Here is an 18,408-nt window from a genome sequence, read left to right as displayed (position 1 = left end):
TCATCCCCCTCATCCCCCCATCTCCCCATAAAAAAATCGCCCCCTGACTTCAGGAGGCGCATCACCTACTAAAAGCACATGGCTTTTAACTTGCAACGTACTCTTTAACATTGGCACGGCGACGGCGTAGATGAGCAAGGGCTTGGTGTTCTAACTGGCGGACTCGTTCACGGCTGAGATTCAACCGTTCACCGACTTTCGCCAAAGACATCTCATTGCCATCCTCTAAACCAAAGCGCAGGGCTAAAACTTCCCTTTGTTGTGGGGTTAGTTCTGCTAACAGGGTGTTCAAGTCTTGGCGCAAGAACTCTTGAGTAGTGTAATGTTCTGGTGATGGGCCTTCATCTTCCAGCATTTCTTGGAGTTCAGTATCTTGGTTATCACCAACTCGCACATCCAAAGAAACTGGTTGACGCGCCATATTCAGATATTCACGAATCTGAGTCGGTTCTAATTCCAGTTCTTTGGCAATTTCGGCGGGAGATGGCGATCGCCCTAATGTTTGCGCTAGTTCTCGCTGCACTTTCTTGATTTTGTTCAGCTTTTCGGTAATGTGAATCGGTAAACGAATGGTACGACCTTGCTGCGCGATCGCCCGTGTAATTGCTTGCCGAATCCACCAGTAAGCATAGGTCGAGAATTTATAACCCCGTGTCGGGTCAAATTTCTCTACACCACGCTCTAATCCTAGTGTTCCTTCCTGGATCAAATCCAGAAATTCCATATTCCGCTTCTGGTATTTCTTAGCAATAGCAACTACCAAGCGCAGATTCGCTTCAATCATCTTTTGCTTGGCTCGCTTACCTTGGGAAACTGTCTGCTTCACCTCGTTTTCTGCTTGCTGAACGTGGTCAGCCCACTCTGGTAAACTCGGTTCGCGGTCTAGTTTCTTCGCCAAAGCTTCTTTAGCATCCAGAAGCTTCATCATTTGTTGCACTTGCTTCCCATAGACAATTTCTTGCTCACGGGTTAGCAGTGGTACACGACCAATTTCTCGCAGATAGGTTCGCACCATATCAGCCGTGAATTTGGTGTTGAGGTTTTCGTTTTGGGTGTTGACAGTTGGCATTGGTGCGTTGTCCTCTACTCCGTAAACACAATGAATATTTAATAACTAAGTGAATTAAGAAAGGTAGTACATATATGACGGGACATAGGGCGCTACCACAAGGAATCTATATTATTACGTCCGTTTTCCAGAAGCCGCTCCCCTGAGATAGGTTCCCCTACCCTCCCTAAATCGTAGATTTTTAATTCTTTAGAAGCACGCTGGTTTAATTTCGATAATTCTGTTTTCCTTAGTCGCTAGTCGCTGGCAGCAACTATAAAATCCGAATCCGAAGTCGGTATGAGTTCTACTTACATTCTATATTAGAGCAAATTAGGCAATTAGTAAAGTAGCCTGGAGAAGGTTAAAAATTATAATGCAAAATTGTCTTGTGGCCAAATTTTTTTTAAAGTTCCTTGAAAGCACTATATCTATAGTGACGGCAAAACCTCCTATACAGTTGCCTTGAGCTAGCCGGATAACCGAACTCAGACGACTGTAATTATGGAGGGATGTTACGAATTGGTCAGTGGTTAGTGGTCAGTGGTCAGTTGTCAGTGGTCAGTGGTCAGTTGTCAGTGGTGATGAACTCTTGTACAACTAACAACTGACAAGTAGTAGCACGGCGTTAACACAACTGTTAGTCCAACAGCGAAGCTTCTGATGCTGTTGGACTAACAACTGACAACTGACAACTAACAACTAACAACTGACACTTTAAAAACCAAGGTCGGCTCTGGCTAGTTCCGCAGCAGCGAAGACTTCTGCATCTGGCTTTTCTTCCCAGGCTGGATCGCCAATTTCTGCGTAGAAAATAGAATCGTATGGGCGAGTACGCACCACTACTGGCATAGGAACGGCATGACCCAAAATTAAAGCTTGTTGCTTTGAGTCTAATTTTGCTAACACTGAACGCAGTCCGCCGGCACCAGATACACCCGTAAAAATTGCATCAATATCTTTTTCATCATTGAGCAAAGCAGTGATGCGAGTTCCAATTTGGGACATAACTTCATTATCTATCCCAGATGGTCGTTGATCAACTACTAGAAGTGTTACGAAATATTTCCGCAGTTCACGGGCGATTGTGCCAAAGATTGTACTTTGGACTATTGCAGGGTCAAGAAAGCGGTGCGCCTCTTCAATAGTAATCATTAGGGGCGTTGGGCGATCGCTGGGATTTTTACTTTGCAAGAATTTATCTGCTTTCTTGACGTAATGCTCGTGAATACGTCTGGTAATCATGTTAGTCACCAGCATATAAGAGAGCATATTCGACTGGGAACCAAACTCTATGACTACGTTCTTCCCAGCTTCTAAAGACTGGACAATTTTATTAATATAATTTTGGGGGCAAACCGCACGCATGTACTTTAAACTATCCATACGCAAAAGTTTGCGCTGCAAAGCCATAATTGAACCTTTATGTCCCCGCTTCTCCTCACAAAACATCTCGATTTCTTCATTAGTCATATTCAGCAATTGGATAATCCAAGATTTGCCGAACTCGCTGTAAAGAATGTTAGCGTTATCTAAAGCTGCTTCTGACAGTCCTAAATCTCGACTGCATAATTTAATATCTTCAACTTCAACTTGCTCGTAACTTAAATAAAGTTCTTGAGAATCACGCACACCCCGCCGTTTTGTTGATTCAGGGTCGAGGGTATAAACTTCGACTTTACCAGGAAATAATTGTTTTAAACCTTTAACAGTATTAACGTTTTTACCTTCTGCAACTGCTTCCCATCCATACTCGGAGTGCATGTCAAAAATTAGGTTTACCGCCGCATTTTTACGAATAACCCCAGCTAAAAGTAAGCGAGTCAAAAAAGATTTACCAGTACCAGATTTACCAAAAACTCCATTACTACGTTCCACAAAACGGTTTAAATCGATACAAACAGGCACATCCATATCTAATGGTTTACCGATGGAAAAATTGCGTCTTTGGGGGTCATCTTCCCAACCGAATACGCGGCGAAAATCTTCTTCACTCGCTTCATAAACTTGGCTAAAGTGGCTGGGAATAGTTTTAACTGGCAATAGTTCCATCGTGGTACTGGTTTGGGGTTGAAATGAAGCCAAACCGGTTGATGATGGTACGAAAGGATTTACAGATTTACCGTTTGTCGGTGAGAAGGATTCATCAGATTCGGGAGTGAACATCAACATTGGTGCAAGGTTGATGGTACCGTATGTACCGCTACCAGCGAGAACTTCTCTCAAAAAAGTGTCTTCCCAATTGGGGGGATTAGCAATAATTCGCGCATTAGCAGCTCCTAGTGCCACATCTGTCAGCATACAGAAAAAGCGCGATCGCATCCCCTGCACAACTAAAAACTTACCCACCCGCATATCTTCAACAGAAACATCAGGGTGTAATCGTACTTCTAACCCCCCAGTCAGAGAACCTTGAATTACCGAACCTAGTGGTGGTTGTGCCGACGAATTCATTGGATTAGTCAATTGTCAGTTGTCAGTTGTCAGTTGTCAGTTGTCATTGGTCATTTGTCATCTATTCAATTTGAATTGAAGTTGGTGCAGTTTCAGTGGGTCTGTGACCGATTAATGGTTTGCGAAATTGAGCATAAAGGCGATCGCGCCAGTTGAAGAATGGTTGATAATCGGGATTATCGGCTAAGGTAGGTACTCCTTTACCTCTCAAAGATACTGGTAAATCGAGATAAGGGCCGTCAGGAAATTTTAGCAATATCGACAAACCTGCAACTGCAAGGTCAGCTAAGGTCGGTTCATCTCCTGTTAAATAGGGACTATCTGCTAACAACAGTGTCAATGCTTCTAGGTCTTGCTTTAAGTCCGCGATCGCTGATCTAATCACATCTGGGCTATATCCTACCCCAAATCCTAAGACTGTCAGTATATCACTAGGTACTCCTTCAACCAGGTTTTTGAATATATCTGGTGTAGAGGCGGGTAACAAGGATTTTCGCAAATTCTGGTCTTGACTAATACCAGCAAATAGAGCCTTTCTGCCTTTGATACCTATTGATTCGTCTGCCCATTCTTCTATTAATAAAGTTAAACCCCTTTGTTTGGGGTCTTGGGGTATTAGTGGTCGTTCAGGATATTTTAAGTCTAAATACTTAGCTATTTCTGTGGAATCAGCAATATATCTATTACCATCCTTCAACACTGGCACTTGCTGCTGACCAGTCAGCCTGAAAAGTTCTAATTGCCCAATTCCAGGTGAAACCTCTATTTTCCGATACTCTAGCCCTTTATAATCCAGAATCAGGCGCACTTTTTCTGAGTATTGAGATAGTTCCCATTGGTATAATTCCAGCATATTGTATACCTGATAACTGATTGCGAAATCAACTTTATAATTGTATCTTTAGTTCCAGGAATTTTCCTGGTCAACTAATCAATTTATTACGTAATTCATTGCCCAAATAGTTTATCTTTTTCAATCTATTTTGGCAATTCAGCGATTTTGCCAAAAATACGATTTTTTAATTTATGACAACATCAAATAATTGATTCAGCTAATTAACTAGATATAGATAAACCCAAAGCTAAGAGTCATTCGCCTTCTGCAATATATTTTATTTCTATACTTTGTGACGCCAGTTGCTTCAAGTCGGCAAAGCCGACGACACTTGCTTCAACGCTCTTAACCCGCGCAACGCAGTGTCTCCCCAACGCACTGGCTCGCCTTAGTGCCTTGGTGGTAGAAAATCAAATAACCACAAAAGACACTAAGACACAAAGAGTTTCTATTCATTCTCATGTACGTAGTTTCTAATAACTATGGTTTACACAGGTATTGATTTTAACTATTTGTTATGAAAACTAATGACTTATTACAGATGATTGGGTTAAGGTCTATAAAGATTACAACCAAGTGCCGTTTACAGAATTGTATCAAAATCAAGTATTGAATTTTACAAATGGGCGGAATTTTGCTATAAGTTATTTGTCACTGGTAGTTATCAAAGAGGCTAAATAGCTAAATATAGGTGAAAGTTCAATACTAAGGAGGACATCAAACTTTTGACCAAAAATCTTACTTCCCAGGTTAGATTTTATGCTTAGCAAAATGTTATAAGTCTTTATGTAACTTGTGTAAAATCAAAACAAACAAAATTTATGAAGGCAAATTACAGCAAATTGCTGAGAAACTTGGCAATTGTAGTGGGAGTAGCGGGCGTTAGTCTCTTAATCACTTTACCATCTGGGGCAAAAGAATCCACAAATCCTAAGCCCAGCATTTTCGACGAGGCTCCCTATAACCGGAGTCAGCGTATTCAGGCAAATGCTCAATACACACCTGCTGTGATTACACAAGAAACAACAAAAGACAACCTCAAACCCAAAAACCAGGTGTCACAGTCTGGTGGAAAGCGAACAACAAATCCTAGACCAAGTATTTTCAACGAGCCTCCTTATAATCGTGGTAGTCGCACTGCGCCTAGTGAAACTCCACCAGTTCCGAATACCACCCCAGAAGCAACACCTCCAACACAAGTACCAACCACAGAGACACCTAGCAAAACTCCGCCAGCCGCAGGGACAACCAATACTAAAGACAAAACCTTGTTAGCATTGGCAGAGTCCAACAGTTCCTTTACAACCCTAACCAAGGCTTTGAAAGCAGCGGGATTGGCGGATACTTTGCAGGGTAATAAAGAAATTACAGTTTTTGCACCTACTGATGCTGCGTTTGCAGAATTGCCTCAAGATGCGGTGCAAGAGTTATTTAAGCCAGAGAATAAAGAAGTGTTGGTCAAACTTTTAACTTACCATGTTGTAGATGGTAAGGTGTTATCTACAGATTTGAAATCTGGCGAAGTCAAAAGCATAGAAGGCGGTGCGATTAACATCAAAGTTGATCCTGGTACAGGTGTGATGGTGAATGATGCCAAAGTGGTTCAAGCTGATATCCAAGGCAGCAACGGTGTTATCCATGCCATCAATAAAGTGATTTTACCTCCTGATTTGTAGTGTAAAAGAGAAGCTGTTCTACATAAAAGTTGACTGTTGACTGTCATTAAGAAAATAAGCTGATGAGTGCCTATGCAATTTAGATGTGTTTTAGTTTATCTGTAATTGCAATAACTGAGAAATAAAATTTTCATCAGAAAAACCCCGTTTTAATTTAGATTAGAACGGGGTTATTTAACATAGTGACGCGATCAGACTAATTTGGTGCATAAAAAATAGTAGCAATCTTCTTTTCTCTCTGTGTTACGGGCAGTTTGCTCAAGTCGGGAAACCCACCCATGCAACTGCCCTCCTCTGCGTCTGTGTGGTTTATTAATGCATTATTTTAGTCCGGTCATGCCAGTAGGCTAACGCACCTTTAATTGTTGCCGATGCGTTGCGCTGGGCGACAACGCACCCTACCAGCACTGCTTCCCATCTGGAATCTGCCAGATGACTCTGGTAGTCAATGTTGCAAATTAAATGTTAGCGATCGCTACTTGGTTCAATTGTTAGCGCTAGGATCGCTATGTATTTTTTGGCAGTATAAATATGGCACAATTTCTTTACGTAAATCCAGCTACAGGTAGTGATAGTAATCCTGGTAGCCAACAAGCCCCTTTTAAAACCATTACGCAAGCCCTCAAGGTTGCCACGTCTGATACTAAGATTCAATTAGCAAATGGTAATTACAACGCTGCTAGTGGGGAAGTTTTTCCACTCACAGTCCCATCAGGGGTAACAGTGGTTGGTAATGAAGCTAACAAAGGCAGTGGTATTTTAATTGAAGGCAGCGGTAGTTACCTAAGTCGCACATTTGCTGGTCAAAATGTGACCTTTGTCCTAGAAAATGCTGCCGAACTCCGGGGTGTAACTGTCACAAATTTAGCCAGCCGTGGTAGTGGCGTTTGGATTGAATCAACTACACCTGTGGTTGCTAATTGCACCTTCACCCAATGTAAGCGTGAGGGAGTATTTACTACAGGCGATGCCAACCCAGTTATTCTAGGTAATGTGTTCACTGAGAATGCAGCTAATGGAATTGCGATCGCTAAAAATTCCCAAGGTCAAATTCAAGGTAACACTTGCTTTAAAACAGGTTTTGGCATTGCTATAAGTGATACGGCATCACCCACGCTTCTAGATAACAAAATTTCCGAAAACCGTTCTGGGATTCTTGTCTCTGGTAGTGCGCGTCCCATACTGCGTAATAATCTCAGTGAAAATAATACTGAGGATGGTTTAACAGTAATTGCTACCGCCCTACCGGATATCGGCAGTACCAATAACCCAGGAGGCAACATTCTACGCAACAACGCTAAATTTGATTTGCAAAATGCCAGTTCTAACAAGTTGGTTTCTGTAGGTAATCAAATTAATCCCACTAAGGTGTCAGGAAATATAGAGTTTGTAGATAATCAGGTTCCAACACCAACACCGACACCGATACCTACGCCAACACCCACGCCGATACCTACGCCAACGCCAACGCCAACACCAACGCCGATACCGATACCCACGCCAACGCCAACGCCAACACCAACGCCGATACCGATACCAATACCCACGCCAACACCAACACCTACTCCTAGTCCTATTGAATTAACTGATATTGGTAATCATTGGGCGGCTGCGTTTATTCGGGAATTAGTCAGACAGGGGATAATCAACGGTTTTCCCGATCGCACCTTTAAACCCGATGCTACAATGACACGGGCCCAATACGCTGCTTTACTGGTAAAAGCTTTTAACCCATCGCCAAGTCGAGCTGCTATCAAATTCAAAGATGTGCCAGCAAACTTTTGGGCATCGAAAGTTATTCAACAAGCATATCAAGGTTTATTTCTCTCTGGTTTTCCAGATAATAGCTTCCGTCCTAACCAAAATATTCAACGTGTGCAGGTGATTGTCTCTTTGGTGAATGGCTTGGGATTATTTGTTGATGATGCAACCACAACTAAAACTTTTGACGATCAAGCAAAAATTCCTGACTATGCCAAAGATGAAGTAGTCAAAGCTATCCAAAAGCAGATTATCGTCAATTACCCGAACCCGAAACAACTTAATCCTACCCGCGATGCTACACGCGCTGAGGTAGCTGCGATCGTTTATCAAGCTTTGGTAGATGCCAATCGTGTAGCGGTGATTGACTCGCCTTATATTGTGACTGCTTAATTTATGGTTTTGTGGGTTGGGCATCTTGCCCAATCTATAATTATACCAAATCTTCGGGGTTTACACGTAATTCTTTTAACTTTGCAGCTAGGTGTTGCGATCGCTCCCATCCTATTTGTAGCAAATTACCTTGATTATCCCACCACCGCAACCAAGGTAATTCTAGATTCTGATAGCGACCTTGCCAAATTCCTAATTCTACACCCATCGCTTGTTTTTTACCCAATCTCACAAAATCGCGTTGCTCGCTTCCCCCATACGGCTTAGTTACTTAAATTAGTCTTTAACTTCATGATTTTGACTGGCTAAAATCTGCCAAGCTTGAAAAACTGAAAGACGAAAAGTGTTCAATTATTCATCTAGCTTTTTAAGTTCTGAATATAACCAGTTTTTTTATTGCGATGCCTACGGTGGTCTGCGCCTAAATATCGCGAAATAGCCTATTGCCATTTTTGGTTTTAGCCCCTCACAAAACCCAGTTGCTCTCCAAGAATTATTCCTAGTAGTTTTTTGTTCAACTACTAGTTACATTCGACAAGCTTTCAAAAAAGGAGATTAAACCAATGGAGTTACTTACACACTAATAATATTTATTGGCAAAGAAAACATTACTGATTTTTAAATTAACGTGAGTTCGACGGTTTTAAAAACCCCTTTCCAAACTTCTTTACCACAGGAAGAGAGGCTTTGAAACCTTGATTTTATCGTTGGAAAGTAAAAATATTTCTGCCCCTCTCCGCGTCCAAGAGGAGTTAGGGAGAGGTTCATCGAACTCACGTTAATTTAGTTTGACAAAATCGGTTCAGCAAAATCTTTCATCGAACTTACCTTTACTCAACTGAAACAAAAAACCGTTTATAAAAATTAGAGATTACTTATGCAAACTCAAGAGTTGACTATTCAAAAGCTCGATCACATAGAGTCAGAAGATTCGCTGGCAAAATCTCTTGTTGACTTGTTTCTAGAGCAAGTGCAAGCTCAACCTGACAGAGAAGCAGTTATCTGTGATCATTGTGATCCTGAAACTATAACTTACCGAGAACTCGCCGAAATCAGTTCACGCTTGGGTTCGTATCTTCAGCATCTTGGTGCAGCTGTCGATGAATGTGTAGGTATTTTCCTTGAGCCGTCGCTGGAGTTGATAGTTGGGATTTGGGGTATTTTGTTCTCAGGTAGCGCTTATTTGCCATTATCACCAGAATATCCCGAAGACCGATTGAGATATATGGTCGAGGATGCAGGCATCAAAATTATTTTTTCAGAGGAAAAACTACGCGTTAGGTTGGCGGAACTGGTGCCCCCAGGTACGCGAATTGTTACCCTGAAAGAAGCGGAGGAATTTGAGATACCATCCAGTATCACTGGACACAATGGACTCTCCAAGCGCGTGGGTTCGGACAACTTAGCTTATGTCATTTATACCTCTGGAAGTACGGGAAAACCAAAGGGTGTAATGATTGAACACCGCAGTATCATCAACCAGATGAATTGGATGCGAGCTGTTTACAAGTTGGATGAGAGCAAAGTTATTTTCCAAAAAACACCCATGAGTTTTGACGCAGCACAGTGGGAGATTCTTGCGTCTTGTTGTGGCAGTAAAATTATTATGAGCCGCCCCGGAGTCTATAAAGATTCAGAACAATTAATCGAGAGTGTTATCCGACATAATGTGACGACTTTGCAATGCGTTCCGACGCTGCTACAAGCGCTTATCGACACCGACATATTCCACAATTGTAAATCACTCACACAGATATTCAGCGGCGGCGAACTTCTGTCACAAAAACTTGCCCAACAATGCATTGAAGTGCTGCCAAAATGCGACTTAATTAATGTTTATGGCCCAAGCGAATGCACTATCAATGCTTCCTCCTTTAAGGTTGATAAAAATAAGATTGCTGATTACTCTGAGGCAATCCCTATCGGTACTCCCGTTCACAACACTCAGTTTTACATTGTCAACAGCGATCAATCGCTAGCACAAGTTGGAGAAGCTGGTGAGTTATACATCGGTGGTGTTCAGCTTGCACGGGGATACATTAATCGCCCAGACTTGAGCAAGGAAAGGTTTGTCAACAACTGGTTTTCGATCAGTTCCAGAGATGCCAAACTTTACAAGACTGGTGACCTAGCTTATTGGAATGCAGATGGTACTGTTCAGTTCGTAGGTCGGGTAGACAATCAAGTGAAACTCAGAGGGTTTCGTATTGAGCTTGACGAAGTAAAAGTAGCAATTGAGAAGCATGACTGGGTTAAGAATGCAGCAGTTATAGTTAAGAAAAATTTCCGTACCGGATACTCTGATTTGATTGCATGTATTGAATTAAGTCCTAGACAAGCTGCTGTCATGGATCAGGGTGTCCACGGAGAACACCATCTGTCGAAGCAAAATAAGCTTCAAGTCAAAGCTCAATTGTCAAATCTCGGATATAGGGATATCGACGAAGAGAATTGTGTACCTGGTCAGATGGAGTTTGATCTTCCAGGTAAAACCCCAACCGAGGAACAGCGGCGATTGGCGTTTAATCGCAAATCCTACCGTTTATTCGAGGGTGGTGTCGTCCACAAAGCTGATATTATGCAGTTGCTGGATACACAAATTACTGACCCTCAAACCAACGACTGGGCTGATTCTCGTGGCTTGGATGCGTTGAGCTTCACAGAATTAGGTGAGATTTTGAGATACTTCGGGCCGTTTCACAGCGATGAGCGTTTATTGCCCAAGTACGGTTACGCATCACCCGGTGCATTGTACGCAACGCAAATGTATCTCGAACTAGTCAATATAGCTGGTTTGAAGTCTGGCTACTACTATTACCATCCGGGACGCCATCAATTAGTACTATTAAATGAAATAGATACTACAGAACAAACACGAATAAAACTACACTTCATTGGAAAGAGAAAAGCGATCGAGCTAGTTTATAAGAATAATATTCAAGAGGTACTCGAAATTGAAACTGGCCACATGTTGGGTCTGTTTGACAAGATTCTTCCGGCATATCAGCTTCGCATTGGAGATGCTGAATATACCCCCGATGTCAGGGAAAAAGTGGTATGTGCAGACGAATACTATTATTATCTCGGCAGTTTTGATGTGGTGGCTCAGGTCGGGCCATCGTCGATGGAACCAGTTGATATCTATGTGCAAAGTCATCCAGGTAAGATCGCTGATCTACCTGCGGGTCTATACAAATACAAAGACGATCGCTTGGAAAAAATCTCAGACGAGATCATTCTTAAGAGGCATGTAATAGCTATCAATCAGCTAACCTACGAACAGGGAAGTTTTGGAATCACCATGATTGGTAGAAACAGCTGTAAATGGGCGAATTATTTCGTACTTGGTAGGAAGCTTCAACATCTGCAGATGAACGATTTACATCTTGGTTTCTTGTCATCGGGATATAGCTCCGAGACTGGTAACGATCTTCCTTCAGCAAAGCAGATAACAAAGATACTTAGCGCCTGTAATGAAGAACCGGGCCCTTCTTACTTCTGTATTGGTGGTCGCGTGAGTCATGAGCAGTTAATCAGCGAGGGAATGAAGGAAGACTCCGTGCAGATGAAAGGCCCTGCAGAGTTGATCAAAGAGGATATATACAACTTTTTGCCTGATTACATGATACCTAACAAGATCATAGTAATGGACAAGTTACCGCTTACTGCCAATGGAAAGATTGACATTAAAGCACTGGAAGCGTCCGACAAAGTGAATATCGAAATGTCTCAACGGCCCATCATCGCACCTCGCACAAATACCGAACAGCGAATAGGCGAGATTTGGAAGAAGGCTATGAAGTGGGATTCTGTCTCGATATGTGACGATTTCTTTGAATCTGGTGGCAACTCACTGATTGCTGTGAGAATAATCAACGCTGTCAACAAAGAGTTTCATTCTACCTTGCCTTTACATGCTCTTTTTGAAGCTCCAACCATCGAGAAGCTGGCTCGTAAGGTTGACAGTGATGAAGTTGAACTTTCCTCGCGTCTAGTACGTCTATCGTCCACGGGAGAACATAATCCTGTCTATTGCTGGCCTGGACTTGGCGGCTACCCAATGAATTTGAGGTTACTGGCAGAGAAAATAAATGTCAATCGACCCTTTTACGGTGTCCAGGCCTATGGAATCAACCAAGGAGAAGAGCCGTTTTCCTCGGTTAGTGAGATGGCTGCAGAAGACATTAAGGAAATAAAACGTATTCAACCAACCGGCCCCTATACACTCTGGGGATATTCCTTCGGCGCACGAGTGGCCTTTGAAGTTGCTTATCAGCTTGAGCAGTCAGGTGAGCAGGTAGAAAATGTGTTTTTGATTGCTCCAGGGTCACCAAAGGTGAAAACTGAGAACGAAGCTATTGATGGTAATCAACCTGTATTCACCAACAAAGCCTATGTGACAATTCTTTTCTCGGTTTTTGCAGGTACTATCACAGGCCCTGCACTGGAGGAGTGTTTGCAGGTTGCAAAAGATGAAGACAGCTTTGCGTCATTCATTTCAAGATATAAGAAGCTTGATTTGGATCTGGTGGAACGAATAATGAAAATTGTACAGCTGACATACGAAGCCAAGTACACATTCAGCGAACTAGCCCAGAGGCAGATCACTGCGCCTATAACTATTTTTAAGGCCGATGGTGATGATTACTCGTTCATTGAGAGTCATGGCGGGTACTTTAAAAAGACTCCGACGGTCATAAACCTCAAAGCTGATCACTACAGCCTGCTCAAGATTACAGGTATCAGCAATTTGCTGAACGCGATTGATCAGCTGTCGCATCTTTAATTTTCCAGAGTATTCTCGTTGTAATCAGGGTTCCAGACCATAAAAAGTGCAAATTATATCCACGACAGCTTATTATGATGTTTGGGAATTCACTTACATAGAACTTACGCAAAACATAACGAAAGTAACGGTAATTTAATAATTACCGTTACGTAATCATCAGGTTTTCGCTCACGTCTTATGTAAGCCCTGTTACAATTAACCCCCAATTTTAATTCCACTAGGTGCATCGGTGAGAGGTTAAGTTAATTGCACTAATGTCTGCAAGGGTGCAAGAAAAAAAGACAAATCTAGCAACGCTAACGAGACGATGTTCATTGACGACATGAGCATCAACAGCTTTTTCAATGACGTTGAAGCTTTTATCTTCAAGTATCTTAACTTCAGGATAATCAAAACGAGAGGTTTAAGGATGAATGAACGCACGATTTATCTTTTTGCAGCGCTTGCTGGGGGCGCGATTCTACCTGTTCAAGTCGCCTTGAATACACTGTTGCGACGTTATGTAGGTGAGCCAATGCAAGTTACGTTCGTTTCATATCTTGCAGGTACATTAACATCGCTTGCCATCTGTTTTTTCGCGCGGTATCCAATTCCTGCTTCGACCTCGCTTTTTCAAACATCTTGGTGGATGTGGGTTGGTGGTTGTTTAGGTACTTTGTATGTTTGGTCAACTATTTTTGCTACACCTAAGATCGGAGCCGCCCTTGCACTTTCACTGACGATCGCAGGTCAAATGATAGCAGCACTTTTTCTTGATCATTATGGTGCGATCGGGCTGACCAAATATGCAGCTAGTCCATTACGCATCACAGGAATCGTCTTTGTGATTATTGGAGTTTCTTTGGTTGCTGCTAAAAAATGAAGATTGTGCTTATTGGGTATTGAGTTGTGTAAAAGGGGAGTATTATTTACTACTCCCAATACGGTTCGGTTAAAGGGGAAAGGGAAAGAAAAACCTTTAACCCAAGCCCAGTAACCTTTTCCCCAAACCCTATTGTGAGTTTAAAATGCTTATCCGAACCGTATTGCTACTACTCATCCCATTGAGAAGCGAATGGCAATAAGAGTTGTCTTGCACTGTTCTCAATATTAACGAAAAATCAATCTTTTGGCGCCTCTGACGCTATATGCGTGCGTGTGTCGGCAAAGTGCGATCGCATAGTGGCTCCTCGTTGCAGAAGAAAGGAATAGAAGCGGAGTTTTTTAAATCTGTCAAACTCTCTTTACAACAATAGAGATATCAATAATTAGTAAAAATATAAAAACCGAGTTTTTCAGAAAAACTCGGTTTTTATATTTTTTGATGAATTTGGGGTATACAGCAGTCGAAGTATAGTTGAGGACAAAGACTAATCATCAAACATTGACTCTAAGAGGCTTACAAACCTGTTCCCTGTTCCCTGCCATACATAAGAATTATCAGTTTGAATTTAAAAAAAAGGCGGGCTTTCTGGCCCACCCCACAAGAAAAATCAGAGAATATTCTGTTGCTAATTAACCCAACAATTGCTTCGCCTTAGCTAACACATTGTCAACGCTAAAGCCAAACTTCTCCAGACAAACACCACCTGGCGCGGAAGCACCAAAGCGATCGATACTAACAATGTCGCCTTCAGTACCTACGTACTTGTGCCAACCGAAACTAGAAGCAGCTTCTACAGCCAAGCGCTTGGTGACAGCTTTCGGTAATACAGACTCTTTGTAAGCTGCATCCTGTGCTTCAAATAAATCCCATGCAGGTAGGGAAACAACACGAACTTTCTTACCTTCGGCTGTGAGTTTCTCAGCTGCGGTGACAGCGAGGCTCAATTCTGAACCAGTACCAATGATGATCAACTCTGGTGTACCATCTGAATCCAGCACTGTGTAGCCACCCTTGGTTACGCCTTCAATGGAAGTACCTGCCAAGTTGGGGACATTTTGACGGGTGAATGCCAACAAAGTAGGAGCGTCTTGCTTTGCTCTTTCAATGGCTACTTTGTAAGCACCAGAACTTTCATTACCGTCAGCGGGGCGAATCACTGTGAGGTTAGGAATGGCACGTAGGGAAGCCAGTGTTTCGATGGGTTGGTGGGTCGGGCCGTCTTCACCTTGACCAATGGAGTCGTGGGTCATTACCCAAATTACCCCAGCTTGAGACAGGGCAGATAAGCGGATAGAAGCCCGCATGTAATCTGTGAAAATCAAGAAGGTAGCACCGTAGGGAATTAATCCCGAACCATGCAATGCAATACCATTACAAATTGCGCCCATACCATGTTCCCGCACACCAAAGTGGATGTTGGGGTTTTGGTATTGTCCTTTTTGGAAATCACCCTTACCCTTGAGTTCGGTCAAGTTGGAGTGGGTTAAGTCAGCGGAACCACCAATGAGTTCAGGTACAACTGCTGCTAGTTTGTTCAAGCAGGTTTCTGAGTGTTTGCGGGTGGGTAATGCTTTGTCTTCGGGGGTGTAGGTGGGTAGTACTTTATCCCAACCATCGGGTAGTTTGCCGCTGATGTAGCGTTCAAATTCTGCTGCTTCTTGGGGATATTTAGCTTTGTAGTCAGCGTAAGTCTTGTTCCAGTCGGCCTCGTAGGCTGCACCACGTTCTACTGCTTTGCCTGTGTGGCTGAGGACATCTTGGGGAATTACAAAAGGTTCGTATTCCCAACCCAAATTTTGGCGAGTCAAGGCCACTTCGTCTGTTCCTAAAGCTGCACCGTGAACACCAGCGGTGTTTGCTTTATTGGGTGAACCATAACCGATAGTGGTTGTCACCTTGATGAAAGAAGGCTTATCGGTGACAGCTTTGGCTGCTTCAATGGCTTTAGCAATTGCTTCTAGGTCGGTGTTACCATCTTCCACATGTTGGACATGCCAACCGTATGCTTCAAAGCGCTTGGAAACATCTTCGGTGAATGCTACATCTGTAGAACCGTCGATGGAGATGTGGTTGTCGTCGTACAGAGCGATGAGTTTGCCTAATCCCAAGTGCCCAGCAAAAGAAGCAGCTTCACCAGAAACTCCTTCCATGTTGCAACCATCACCTAAAATTACGTAAGTGTAGTGGTCAACTAGCTGAGCATCAGGTTTGTTGTATTTAGCAGCAAGATGTGCCTCGGCGATCGCTATACCGACTCCATTGGCAATTCCTTGTCCCAATGGGCCAGTGGTGACTTCTACGCCGGCAGTCATGAAGTTTTCGGGGTGTCCGGGGGTTTTAGATTCCCACTGACGGAATTGCTTAATGTCCTCAATACTCACGCTGTCGTAACCATACAGATAGAGCAGGGCATATTGTAACATCGAGCCATGCCCGGCAGACAGAATAAAGCGATCGCGGTTAAACCACTTGGGATTTTTGGGATTAAACCGTAAAAAGCGATCCCATAGTACAAAAGCCATGGGAGCCGCGCCCATCGGCAGCCCTGGGTGTCCCGATTTTGCCTTTTCTACGGCGTCAATAGCCAAGAAGCGGATCGAGTTAATGGAAAGTTCTTCGAGGGATTGGGTTGCAACAGCCATAATCTCTTGTTTTTAACGACGGGTTAGCACTCTCTAAGCTTCTCTTTTGCCGGGGTTGTTTTTGACAGTTGACAGTTAACAGTTAACAGTTATCGGTTTTATTCATGGGGTTGAAGTCCCCAAACAATCGGTGGTTCGCGCCACTTGCGGGTTTGATCCTCCGCCATCAGCCTGGTCACTGATTACTGAATAACTGACCACTGATTGAAATTTCCCCGCAGTATCTTCATCATCCCATTCCAGATTGTTGATCTACAAGCGGGATCTCCTGAGTTTCGGGTGATAAATCAAGCCGATAAATTGGTCATGCTGAACGCTAAATTCAGATGAGAATGATATCTATGATACTTTTGGGCCGATTGCAGGCTGATGAAGCATGAAGTATGAAGTATCAAGTTACTTCACCCACGAAGGGATGAAACTTGAATATTGGGAAAATTGAGTTTTTTTTTCGCGCGACTTGTGGGTAAAGCATCTACCAACAAGTTTATTTTCATCTTACCCTACCCTCCGGGTTCTGCTTAAGCAGTAGGGGAAATCGCCCGAAGGGTGTCTAATCATGACTTATTTAGTCTTGGGGATTTTAAGGATACTTCTTAAAGGCTAGTGTGACATTATGACCACCAAACCCAAAGGAGTTGGATAGTGCCACCTCGACTTTTTGAGAGCGGCTAGAGTGAGCAACATAATCTAGGTCGCACTCTGGATCGGGATTTTCTAAATTGATTGTTGGTGGAATTTTGTCATTAGCGATCGCGAGTACTGTGGCTACTGCTTCAATACCTCCAGAACCACCTAAAAGATGACCTGTCATCGATTTGGTGGAACTAACAGCTATTTTATAAGCGTGGTCGCCCAAAGCTTTTTTCATCGCTGCGGTTTCAGTGGAATCATTAGCCGGGGTACTGGTGCCGTGAGCATTGATGTAGCTCACTTGTTGCGGGGTTAGTCCTGCGTCCTTGAGTGCCAATTGTATGGCTCTAGCGGCTCCTTCGCCACCTGGTACCGGCGAAGTAATATGATAAGCGTCACAGGTCATCCCATAGCCGACAAGTTCCGCATAAATACGAGCGCCGCGACTGAGGGCATGTTGCAATTCTTCTAGCACCAAAATTCCCGCACCTTCACCCATGACAAATCCATCGCGATCGCGGTCAAAGGGACGGCAAGCATGAGCAGGGTCATCATTGCGAAAAGAAAGTGCTTTACAAGCAGCAAAACCAGCCAAACCCAAGGGTGTAACTGCTGACTCTGTTCCGCCACAAATCATCGCTTGGGCATAGCCGCCTTGAATCAGGCGAAAAGCGTCTCCTATGGCATTGGAACCAGCAGCACAGGCTGTAACAGCACAGGAATTTGGCCCTTTAGCGCCAAGGTGAATTGCCGTTAATCCAGCCGCCATATTGGCGATCATCATGGGAATCATGAATGGACTACAGCGATCGGGGCCACGGTTGAGGTAGATTGTTTGCTGGTCTTCCAAAACCTTCAAACCGCCAATACCAGAACCAATCATTACCCCGATTTGTTCTGCGTTCAGTTCATTAATCACTAAGTTCGCATCCGACAGGGCCTGTTTTGCAGCCGCAACCCCAAATTGCGAAAATCGATCCATGCGCTTGGCTTCTTTGCGCTCCATATAAGCATGTGGATCGAAGTTTTTCACTTCACCAGCAATGCGGCAATCATGGCTTGAGGCATCAAACAAGGTGATGTAATCAATGCCATTGCGTCCACTCAACAATCCTTCCCAATATTCCGCTGATGTGTTGCCTATAGGTGTAATCGCGCCCACACCCGTTACAACAACGCGTTTACGTATATAATCTGTCATGACTCAGTTAAAGGTGGCGAGAAAGCTGCAAATAAAGTGCTGAGTTCTGAGTGCTGAGTTCTGAGCAGAGGAGCAGGGGAGCTTTCGGAGCAGGGGAGATAGGGAGCTTTC

The 18,408-nt window shown here is 43.3% G+C and carries 10 protein-coding genes and 1 pseudogene; 5 read left to right on the top strand and 6 right to left on the bottom strand.

The genetic code is table 11. The annotated features are described in order from the left end of the window. Positions 1-85: 85 nt before the first annotated feature. From I8748_RS17365 to I8748_RS17355, 3 genes are all read right to left on the bottom strand, one after another. Positions 86-1,069 carry an RNA polymerase sigma factor, RpoD/SigA family gene (locus I8748_RS17365; protein ID WP_198125820.1) on the bottom strand — a complete coding sequence of 328 codons (984 nt, stop codon included), beginning with the start codon at positions 1,067-1,069 and terminating at the stop codon, positions 86-88. Between the two features lie 696 nt (positions 1,070-1,765). Beyond that, a complete protein-coding gene (locus tag I8748_RS17360) occupies positions 1,766-3,502 on the bottom strand; it encodes a helicase HerA domain-containing protein (protein ID WP_198125819.1) in 1,737 nt (578 codons plus the stop codon). Between the two features lie 61 nt (positions 3,503-3,563). After that, entirely contained in the window at positions 3,564-4,355 is a 792-nt protein-coding gene (locus I8748_RS17355) for a glutathione S-transferase family protein (RefSeq protein ID WP_198125818.1), read from the bottom strand. 803 nt (positions 4,356-5,158) lie between these two features. On the opposite strand from I8748_RS17355, the gene I8748_RS17350 reads away from it, so the two are divergent. The 3 genes from I8748_RS17350 (at position 5,159) to I8748_RS17345 (ending at position 8,167) form a co-directional block, all read left to right on the top strand. Next, the gene (locus I8748_RS17350; protein ID WP_198125817.1) at positions 5,159-6,013 is read left to right on the top strand and encodes a fasciclin domain-containing protein; all 855 of its coding nucleotides are present in this window, start codon (positions 5,159-5,161) and stop codon (positions 6,011-6,013) included. 371 nt (positions 6,014-6,384) lie between these two features. After that, positions 6,385-6,582: a hypothetical protein gene (locus I8748_RS34625; RefSeq protein ID WP_214662617.1), complete on the top strand. Its 198-nt coding sequence runs from the start codon at positions 6,385-6,387 to the stop codon at positions 6,580-6,582. Further along, positions 6,545-8,167: a DUF1565 domain-containing protein gene (locus I8748_RS17345; RefSeq protein ID WP_198125816.1), complete on the top strand. Its 1,623-nt coding sequence runs from the start codon at positions 6,545-6,547 to the stop codon at positions 8,165-8,167. The genes I8748_RS34625 and I8748_RS17345 overlap by 38 nt, the downstream gene beginning before the upstream one ends. A 40-nt stretch (positions 8,168-8,207) precedes the next feature. Here I8748_RS17345 and I8748_RS17340 read toward each other — a convergent pair. After that, positions 8,208-8,375 (bottom strand): annotated as a pseudogene (locus tag I8748_RS17340) (Uma2 family endonuclease); the annotation flags it as partial. A gap of 669 nt (positions 8,376-9,044) precedes the next feature. Between I8748_RS17340 and I8748_RS17335 the strand changes: the two are divergent. Next, the gene (locus tag I8748_RS17335; RefSeq protein ID WP_198125815.1) at positions 9,045-12,953 is read left to right on the top strand and encodes an amino acid adenylation domain-containing protein; all 3,909 of its coding nucleotides are present in this window, start codon (positions 9,045-9,047) and stop codon (positions 12,951-12,953) included. Between the two features lie 412 nt (positions 12,954-13,365). Then, positions 13,366-13,818, top strand: coding sequence for a DMT family transporter (locus I8748_RS17330; protein ID WP_198125823.1), 453 nt, complete (start codon positions 13,366-13,368; stop codon positions 13,816-13,818). Between the two features lie 632 nt (positions 13,819-14,450). Here I8748_RS17330 and tkt read toward each other — a convergent pair. Continuing rightward, entirely contained in the window at positions 14,451-16,463 is a 2,013-nt protein-coding gene (gene tkt / locus I8748_RS17325; protein ID WP_198125814.1) for a transketolase, read from the bottom strand. A 583-nt stretch (positions 16,464-17,046) separates the two neighbouring features. Beyond that, a complete protein-coding gene (gene fabF / locus I8748_RS17320) occupies positions 17,047-18,297 on the bottom strand; it encodes a beta-ketoacyl-ACP synthase II (protein ID WP_198125813.1) in 1,251 nt (416 codons plus the stop codon). Positions 18,298-18,408: the final 111 nt, after the last annotated feature.

It is taken from the genome of Amazonocrinis nigriterrae CENA67 (assembly GCF_016056305.1).
Taxonomy (GTDB): Bacteria; Cyanobacteriota; Cyanobacteriia; order Cyanobacteriales; family Nostocaceae; genus Amazonocrinis; species Amazonocrinis nigriterrae.
Note: the sequence above shows the minus strand (reverse complement) of the source record. Positions and strands in the feature narration are given on the sequence as shown.

Excerpts from the sequence above, each read along its gene's own strand:
- I8748_RS17365 (WP_198125820.1), bottom strand. The coding sequence starts at position 1,069 with ATGCCAACTGTCAACACCCAAAACGAAAACCTCAACACCAAATTCACG.
- I8748_RS17360 (WP_198125819.1), bottom strand. The coding sequence starts at position 3,502 with ATGAATTCGTCGGCACAACCACCACTAGGTTCGGTAATTCAAGGTTCT.
- I8748_RS17355 (WP_198125818.1), bottom strand. The coding sequence starts at position 4,355 with ATGCTGGAATTATACCAATGGGAACTATCTCAATACTCAGAAAAAGTG.
- I8748_RS17350 (WP_198125817.1), top strand. The coding sequence starts at position 5,159 with ATGAAGGCAAATTACAGCAAATTGCTGAGAAACTTGGCAATTGTAGTG.
- I8748_RS34625 (WP_214662617.1), top strand. The coding sequence starts at position 6,385 with ATGCGTTGCGCTGGGCGACAACGCACCCTACCAGCACTGCTTCCCATC.
- I8748_RS17345 (WP_198125816.1), top strand. The coding sequence starts at position 6,545 with ATGGCACAATTTCTTTACGTAAATCCAGCTACAGGTAGTGATAGTAAT.
- I8748_RS17335 (WP_198125815.1), top strand. The coding sequence starts at position 9,045 with ATGCAAACTCAAGAGTTGACTATTCAAAAGCTCGATCACATAGAGTCA.
- I8748_RS17330 (WP_198125823.1), top strand. The coding sequence starts at position 13,366 with ATGAATGAACGCACGATTTATCTTTTTGCAGCGCTTGCTGGGGGCGCG.
- tkt (WP_198125814.1), bottom strand. The coding sequence starts at position 16,463 with ATGGCTGTTGCAACCCAATCCCTCGAAGAACTTTCCATTAACTCGATC.
- fabF (WP_198125813.1), bottom strand. The coding sequence starts at position 18,297 with ATGACAGATTATATACGTAAACGCGTTGTTGTAACGGGTGTGGGCGCG.